This is a genomic window from uncultured Amaricoccus sp. (assembly GCF_937858865.1).
Lineage (GTDB): Bacteria > Pseudomonadota > Alphaproteobacteria > Rhodobacterales > Rhodobacteraceae > Amaricoccus.
In genome coordinates this window covers 1-1,989 of sequence record NZ_CALLYO010000194.1, presented here as the reverse complement: position 1 = coordinate 1,989, position 1,989 = coordinate 1, and the positions used below count along the sequence as shown (strand labels likewise).

Here is a 1,989-nt window from a genome sequence, read left to right as displayed (position 1 = left end):
GTCCTGTCCGGCGCGCCGCGCCATCCTGCGCGGCGACCGCTTGCCGCGAACGCGGGCCGCCGCGACGCTGGCCAGGCTCGACCATCTCTCTTGGAAGGGCCCTGAGGGGCTCGCCATCGATCCCTGGCACTATGCCGCCGACGCAGCGGGGGCCGATCCCCGCCGGCTCAGGGAGCATCTCGAGGATCTGCCGGATCTCGATCCGGGCCTCCCGCTCACCGCTCTGCAGGCCGTCGCCTCGGCTATCGCACCGGAGGCAGGACCCGAGACTCCCGGCTTCGGGCCGGATCAGCTGGCGGATCTGTTCGGAAGCCGCGCCGGGCGGAAACCCTCCCTGCGCGCCGAAGCGGATGCGCTGGTCATCGAGACCGGTCTCGCCGGGGGGGAGCCTGAGTTCATCTTCGCCGAACGGAGCCTGCCCCCCGGGGAGTATCTGCCGGCCGGGAGCGAGCCGGACCGGATCAACTGCCATCTGGAAGCCGAGACGGGTCTCGTCGGTGTCCGGTTTGCTCTGCGGTTCTTCGACGAAGGCCGGAAGTGCATCGGCCATCTGACTGTACCGTGCAACGTCAACGCGGTGGCGGAGATCCCGCCTGGAACTGCCCTCGTGCAGCCCGGGCTGAGGCTGGCGGGACACGGCACGGTCCGGGTACGGCGGCTGCACCTGGCGCACTTCCACCGGCTGCCGGCGGTGACCCCCGGGCGCGCCGCGCGGCTGCTGGTCGACGGCGGCTGCGGGACCGTCCCGGGCGCTCCGCCGATCTGGCGGGACGAGCCGGTCGAGATCTTCCGCCTCCGTCCCGGCGAGGCGCCGGAATGGCGGGAGGTCGAGGGGATCGAGGTGCTGACCGGAAATGTCGCGACGCTCGAGCGCCTGCTGGCGGGAGGGCGCTACCGTTCGGTTCGGCTAAACGCGCTCGATTCGCGGACCCGGGACCAGCTCGTCTCGCTGTGCAGCCGGCACGAAGTCATCATTACTCTCGATCCGCCCGCCGCCTAGCCTCGGGCGCCTTCCCGGTCCTGAGCCCGGCGGCGGAGGCCGGCTGTGGCGTAGTGGGCGAAGCACCAGAGGGTGCGGGGGAGGGGGAGGCCCTCGCGGCGGAGGACGGCCCAGGTGCCGCGGGCGGCGCGGAGCTTGGAGCCGGAGAGGGTGGCGGCGCCGCCCACCCGGTAGTCGGCGAGGACCTCGTCGAGGCCGCGGGCCTCGCCGCCGCGGAGGAGGGCGAGCCAGAGGGCGTAGTCCTGGCGGAGGGGGAGGGGAGGCATCTCCACCTTGCCGAAATGGCTCGTGTCGTAGACGGCGGTCAGGCAGCCGATGACGTTGCCCCGGAGGAGGCCGGCGTAGTCGACCCTGGCCGGGGCGCGAACGATGCCGAGGGCGCGGCCGGTCGCATCCTCGCGGGCGTAGGCGGTGAAGCTGAAGGGGGAGCCCGCGGCCTCCATGAAGGCGAGCTGGCGGGCAAGCTTCTCCGGGCGCCAGCGGTCGTCGGCGTCGAGGAAGGCGAGGAAGCGGCCGCGGGCGGCGCGGATGGCGCGGTTGCGCGCCGCGGCGGGGCCAGCGTGGCCGGGGCCGGGGAGGGGGCGGACGCGGGGGTCGCGGGCGGCCCAGGCGGCGGCGATGGCGGGCGTCGCGTCGGTCGAGCCGTCGTCGGCGATCAGCATCTCCCAGTCGGGCAGGCTCTGGGCGGCGACCGAGGCGATGGTGGCGTCGAGCGTCAGGGCGGCGTTCCAGGCCGGGGTGATGACCGAGACGAGGGGGGTCACGGCGCGAAATCCGGGGATTTCGCGCGCGAAACTATAGGTAAATTCATGAATTCATTCAGATTCATGGTGTTAAAAGTTCGTGAACGCCCCTCGCGCGGCCTCTCCGGCGGCCTCTCGGGCCTCTCTTTCGGGCAGCCTACGCCCTCAGGCGCCGGGCGTCTCGTCTCCGCCGCCGTAGTAGCCGCGGTACCAGTCGACGAAGCGGGCGACGCCCTTCGAGATCGG

At 72.6% G+C, this 1,989-nt stretch carries 2 protein-coding genes; one reads left to right on the top strand and one right to left on the bottom strand.

Annotated elements, in window-relative coordinates; all coding sequences use genetic code 11:
* Positions 1-1,000: hypothetical protein (locus Q0112_RS05340; RefSeq protein WP_297972455.1), on the top strand; the 1,000-nt coding region annotated here is incomplete at its 5' end.
* On the opposite strand, the gene Q0112_RS05335 is transcribed toward Q0112_RS05340, so the two are convergent.
* Positions 997-1,764: a glycosyltransferase family 2 protein gene (locus tag Q0112_RS05335; protein WP_297972452.1), complete on the bottom strand. Its 768-nt coding sequence runs from the start codon at positions 1,762-1,764 to the stop codon at positions 997-999. The genes Q0112_RS05340 and Q0112_RS05335 overlap by 4 nt on opposite strands.
* Positions 1,765-1,989 lie beyond the last annotated feature (225 nt).